This window comes from Mycobacterium sp., assembly GCF_052145595.1.
In the GTDB taxonomy this organism is placed as follows: domain Bacteria; phylum Actinomycetota; class Actinomycetes; order Mycobacteriales; family Mycobacteriaceae; genus Mycobacterium.
Window position 1 is genome coordinate 1 of the sequence record NZ_JBKQOI010000371.1, and the last position, 5,297, is coordinate 5,297.

A 5,297-nucleotide genomic window follows, 5' to 3' on the forward strand; every position below is an offset into this window, starting at 1 on the left:
ACCGGAATCTGGGCGATCAGCGGCCGATCCGGAAGTTCCCCCCGGTCCTCCAGGTAGCCGCGGATCGCGCCCGAAACCATTGCCATGACAACGTCATTCAGCTTCACACCGAAAGCCTGTTTGACGGCCTTCACCCGCTCCAACGGCACCCGGGCACACGTGACGCGCCGCTCGGGCGTCAGGTCGGCGTTGAACCGTGTGGTGGGCGCCTCGAAGAAATGCGGCGGTTTATTCGCCAGTCCGCGCACTGCCAGCTGCTGAACAAGCGTTTGCTGCACGATCCGTGCCACACGGTACGGAGTCGCCACCGCGACGTTGAACATGGCGCCGAGCGCGCGCCGCTCGAAACGCGGCATGCCGGCCGCCGACGACCCGCCCGCGGCGACCGCCGGCGGCCGCGGTTCCGGCGTGACGTCCAGCATGATGTCAGCCAGCCCGGCACCCGACACACCGTCGACGACGGCGTGATGGATCTTGGTCAGGGTCGCGACACGACCGCGGTCGAGACCCTCGATGAACCACAGCTCCCACAAGGGTCTGCTGCGTTCCAGCGGATAGGACATGAGACGGCCGACGAGCTCCTCAAGCTCGCGACGTCCGCCCGGTGGGGGCACCGCGATGCGTCGGACGTGGTAGTCGATGTCGAGCTTGGTGTCCTCGACCCACCAAGGCCTGTCCAGGCCAAGCGGCGCGCCGGCCACCTTGCACCGCAGCAATGGCAGCTCCGGGAGGCGAGCCGACAAGAGGTCTTTGACCGCGTCGAAACTGAAGTTGGGGGCCCCGGACGGATCACAGATCGCCAGACCGCCGATGTGCATCGGACAGGTATGGGTCTCGGCAAACCAGAACGCCGCGTCCAGGCTTGACAACCGCGTCATGGCGAAAGCGTAGAGCGCCCCGGGCCAAGCGACGTCAAAACGGGCTCATCCGCCCAGATTGGCGTCACCTCTTTCGCCGTTTCCTCGTAGGATCTCGGTGCGCGATACACCTCGGCTGGAAGGAGACTTTCCGATGTCCACCTGGCTCATCACGGGCTGCTCGACCGGGCTGGGTCGCTCGCTCGCCGAAGCGGTCATCGGCGCCGGCCACAATGCCGTCGTCACCGCACGCGACAGCGCGAAAGTGACGGACCTGGCCGACACCGCACCCGAGCGGGTGCTCGCCGTCGCCCTCGACGTCACCAACGCCGAACAGGTCGCCTCGGCGGTGCGACAGGCCGAAGAGCGGTTCGGCGGCATCGACGTCCTGGTGAACAACGCCGGCTACGGTTATCGCGCGGCCGTCGAAGAAGGCGAGGACGCCGACGTCCGCGCCCTGTTCGAGACGCACTTTTTCGGCACGGTCGCGATGATCAAGGCGGTGCTGCCCGGCATGCGGGCACGCCGCAGCAGCGCGATCGTCAACATTTCCTCCATCGGCGCCACGGTGACCCCGGTGGGATCCGGCTACTACTCGGCGGCCAAAGCCGCCATCGAGGGCATGAGCGGCGCGCTTCGGGGGGAGCTTGCGCCGCTCGGCATCTCGGTGACGGTGGTCGAGCCCGGAGCGTTCCGGACCGATTTCGCCGGGCGGTCGCTAGTGCAGTCGGCCACGGTCATCGATGACTACGCAGAGACCGCCGGTCAGCGCCGCAAAGAGAACGACACCATGGACGGCAACCAGGCGGGCGACCCGGCCAAGGCCGGTGCGGCGATCATTGCGGCGGTCGAGTCAAACGAGCCCCCGGGATTCCTGCTCCTCGGCCCCGACGCCCTGGCCCTTTATCGCTACGTCGCGGAAAGCCGCGCGAGCGAAATCGGGAAATGGGAAAGGCTCACCAGCAGCACCAACTTCGACTGACGCCTCGCTCTGAGCCCCGACGACTCGCGACGTCAGAGAATAGCTTTGCTTTCTACGAGAAGGTTGTTCTCCTGAACTGAGAGACGCATTACGATCGGTGATGATCGAAGGGATCTCATTGACGACGCTGGAACTCGACCGGCCGCGCGAACACGTCGTCGTTGTGCGTCTGAATCGCCCGGAGCGGCTCAACGCCATCAACGAGGTCATGCGGACGGAATTGGGGCAGACCCTGGACGATTTGGCCGCCGACGGGTCGGTGCATGCCGTTGTGCTCACCGGCGCGGGTCGCGGCTTTTGCGCCGGGATCGACATGCGCGACTTTGGACCCAACGTGCCGGCGGCCACCGCGCCGGCGCTGGAGCGGATGGGCTTCCAGGAGAAAATGGCCGGGTTGGCCGAAGCCGTCCGTCAGTTGCCGCAGCCCGTCATCGCCGCGGTCAACGGTCCTTGCGTCGGAGCGGGATTGGCGCTGTGTCTTGCCGCCGACATCCGGATCTGTTCGGCCGAAGCATCGTTCGGCAACGCCGCCATCCTGCTCGGGCTGTCGGGCGCGGAGATGGGCATGAGCTATCACCTGCCGCGCATCGTCGGAACCAGTGTCGCGGCCGACTGGATGCTCACCGGCCGCACGGTATCGGCCGCCGAAGCCGATCGGCGCGGTCTGGTCAGCGAGGTCGTCGAACCCGATCGGCTGGCCGACCGCGCCGTGGAGTTGGCCTGTCAAATCGCGGGCCTTGCCCCGCTCGGCGTGCAACTGACGAAGCGTGCGCTGCAAGTCAACACCGACGCTTCGAGCCTCTCGTCGGCGCTGGAACTGGAGAACCGCAACCAGGTGATCGCGCACGCGACCGACGACGCGGCGGCGCGCCGGAAAAAGTGGTCGCAGTGACTGGTCCGCTGAGCGGCGTCCGCATCGTCATGATGGGTGGCCTGGGACCCGCCCCGTTTTGCGGAATGCTGTTGGGAGACTTGGGCGCAGATGTCATACGCATCGACCCCATCGCGGGTGTGGACGGTCCGCTGCCCATCGACTACACGGTTCGGCGCAGCCAACGGTCGCTCGCTGCCGACGTGAAGGATCCGCGCGGCAGGGAGTTGGTGCGCCTTCTGGTCGCCGACGCCGACGCCTTCGTCGACGTGTTCCGGCCCGGCGTGGCCGAACGGCTGGGCATCGGCCCAGAGGCGCTGCGGGAGCGCAATCCTCGCCTGGTGTATGCGCGCATGACGGGCTATGGGCAGGACGGTCCCCTGGCCGGCCACGCCGGCCACGACATCAACTACATCGCACTGGCCGGTGCCCTGCACGGCATCGGTACTGCCGAATCGCCGATACCACCCCTGAATCTGGTCGGGGACTACGGTGGCGGCGGAATGCTGCTGGCGGTCGGCTTGCTCAGCGCGATTCTTCAGGCCCGCGAGTCGGGTGAGGGTCAGGTCGTCGATGTCGCGATGGTCGACGGCGTGGCGACGCTGTTGGCTCCGTACTTCGGCATGGTTGCCGCCGGCACCTGGCGCGACCGCCGTCAGGACAATCTGCTCGACGGCGCCGCGCACTTCTACGGCGTCTACGCCACGGCCGACGGAGGCCATATCGCCGTCGGCTCAATGGAACCGAAGTTCTACGCCGAACTGTGCGATCGCCTCGGCGTCGACGTGCCCCACGATGACGACCAGCCGGCCACGTGGAGTGCACATCGCGTCGCGCTGGCCGCGCGCTTCGCCGAGAAAACCCGCGACGAATGGCAACAGATTCTCGACTCACCGGGATGCTGTGCAACACCGGTGCTTTCGCTAACCGATGCGCCGCGGCATCCACACCTGGTTGCGCGGCAGACCTTCATCGACGTCGACGGCGTCACTCAGCCCGCGCCCGCCCCGCGCTTCTCACGTACCCCACCAGCAGCGCCCTGCGCCCCGTCGCTGCCCGGCGATCACACGCGTGAACTGCTGGGCGAGATGGGATTGAACACAACCGACATCGCCGAACTCGAAGGCGCCGGCGTGGTGGCCCAGAAAAGGAGATGACAGATGTCGTGGGACTTCTCCACCGACCCACAGTGGGCCGAACAACTCGAATGGGTGGACGACTTCGTGCGCACCGAGTGCGAGCCGATCGACCTGATCGTCGAGGAGTCCCACGATCTGGGCGATCCGGTGCGTCAGGCCCTTATCCCGCCGCTGCAGGAGATCGTGAAACGGAGGGGCCTGTGGGCTACTCACCTTGGGCCGCATCTGGGCGGGCCGGGCTACGGCCAGGTGAAACTGGCGTTGCTCAACGAGATCCTGGGCCGTTCGGAATGCGCGCCGATCGTCTTCGGCTCCCAGGCTCCCGATTCCGGCAACAGTGAGATCCTGGCGCACTACGGCACGCCCGAACTCAAGGCGCGTTACCTCGAGCCGCTGCTGGACAACCGGATCGTGTCCTGCTTCTCGATGACCGAGCCGCAGGGCGGCGCGGACCCGAAGGTGTTCCGCACCAGCGCGGTGGCCGATGGTGACCACTGGATCATCAACGGAGAGAAGTGGTTTTCGTCGTTTGCCTCGATGGCGTCGTTCATCATCGTGATGGCGATGACCGACCCCGAGGCGCCACCGTATGAGCGCTACTCGATGTTCGTCGTGCCAGGCGACACCCCGGGCATCAACGTGTTGCGCGACGTCGGGCTCGGTTATCAGCCCCTGGGCGGTGGTGGGCGCGAAGGGTACGTCCGGTACGAGAACGTGCGGGTGCCCGCCGATCACATGCTGGGCCCTCGCGGTGGAGCCTTCGTCGTCGCCCAAACCCGGCTGGGCGGCGGCCGCATTCATCACGCCATGCGCACGGTGGGGTTGGTCCGCCGGATCTTCGACATGATGTGCGAGCGGGCGGTGTCGCGCCACACGCAGGGCGAGGTCCTGGCCAACAAGCAGCTCGTCCAGGAAATGGTCGCCGACTCGTGGATGGAGATCGAGGCCTTCCGGCTGCTCACTCTTCAAACCGCATGGAAAATCGACCAATTCAACGACTACAAAGCGGTGCGGGCCGACATCTCGGCGGTGAAGGCGATGATGCAGAAGGTGCTGCACGACGTGTCGTCGCGGGCGCTCCAGCTACATGGATCGTTGGGCACCACTCATGAGATGCCGTTCGTGCAGTACCTGGTGGAGTCGTTCGTGCTCGGCCTTGCCGACGGTCCAACCGAAGTGCACAAGGTGACTTTGGCCCGGCTGTTGCTGAAAGATATCGCGCGCGCGCCCGATTTGTTTCCCTCCGAACACCTGCTGCGGTTGCGCGCCGCCGCGGAGGCGAAGTTCGCGGACAAGCTGGCGGGCATCCCCCGCGGCTAGGCCGAAGTTACGGCGGTGAGATGGTGTTTTTTAGTGTTGAGCTGGGGTTTGTTGGTTTCTTGGCGCTGGGTGTCTGACTACGCCGCGGTGAGGGGGATCGGGGCGCCGATGAGGGTGAAGGCGCGGCG

The 5,297-nt window shown here is 66.3% G+C and carries 5 protein-coding genes; 4 read left to right on the forward strand and 1 reads right to left on the reverse strand.

What is annotated here, in order from left to right; all coding sequences use genetic code 11:
• Positions 1–878: wax ester/triacylglycerol synthase family O-acyltransferase (locus tag ACLP4W_RS30300; protein WP_442391315.1), on the reverse strand; the 878-nt coding region annotated here is incomplete at its 3' end.
• Positions 879–1,011: 133 nt separating this feature from the next.
• Here ACLP4W_RS30300 and ACLP4W_RS30305 point away from each other — a divergent pair.
• The 4 genes from ACLP4W_RS30305 (at position 1,012) to ACLP4W_RS30320 (ending at position 5,169) form a co-directional block, all read left to right on the forward strand.
• The gene (locus ACLP4W_RS30305) at positions 1,012–1,839 is read left to right on the forward strand and encodes an oxidoreductase (protein ID WP_442391317.1); all 828 of its coding nucleotides are present in this window, start codon (positions 1,012–1,014) and stop codon (positions 1,837–1,839) included.
• A 100-nt stretch (positions 1,840–1,939) separates the two neighbouring features.
• A complete protein-coding gene (locus ACLP4W_RS30310; protein WP_442391319.1) occupies positions 1,940–2,731 on the forward strand; it encodes an enoyl-CoA hydratase/isomerase family protein in 792 nt (263 codons plus the stop codon).
• Positions 2,728–3,867 carry a CaiB/BaiF CoA transferase family protein gene (locus ACLP4W_RS30315; RefSeq protein ID WP_442391321.1) on the forward strand — a complete coding sequence of 380 codons (1,140 nt, stop codon included), beginning with the start codon at positions 2,728–2,730 and terminating at the stop codon, positions 3,865–3,867. The genes ACLP4W_RS30310 and ACLP4W_RS30315 overlap by 4 nt, the downstream gene beginning before the upstream one ends.
• Positions 3,868–3,870: 3 nt before the next feature.
• A complete protein-coding gene (locus tag ACLP4W_RS30320) occupies positions 3,871–5,169 on the forward strand; it encodes an acyl-CoA dehydrogenase family protein (RefSeq protein ID WP_442391323.1) in 1,299 nt (432 codons plus the stop codon).
• Positions 5,170–5,297: the final 128 nt, after the last annotated feature.